We start from the raw sequence: 235 nt of genomic DNA on the forward strand, positions 1-235 counted from the left end.
GGAAAACCGCCATATTACGGATTTCCATTGAATTATACGTACATTTTGGAGAGAGCTAGCGGAAACCAAGATATTCGGTTCTTTGATGAGCCTCACCGATTTTTTGCCGTTTTTCAGTTGCCGTTTATGTATTTTCATATTTTTGGCGGCAACTGGCCAGAAGAGGAGAGGAGCGCACCCTTACTTTTGGACAATGGAGACATTGATTTTCGCAACTCCGTTTCAATTCCGGATG

General features: G+C 43.0%; 1 protein-coding gene. It reads left to right on the forward strand.

The features are described from left to right. Positions 1-235, forward strand: a 235-nt coding sequence (locus SB689_RS24225) for a hypothetical protein (protein WP_410694562.1), incomplete at both ends; no start/stop codon positions are given.

It is taken from the genome of Chryseobacterium sp. SIMBA_038 (assembly GCF_046535115.1).
In the GTDB taxonomy this organism is placed as follows: domain Bacteria; phylum Bacteroidota; class Bacteroidia; order Flavobacteriales; family Weeksellaceae; genus Chryseobacterium.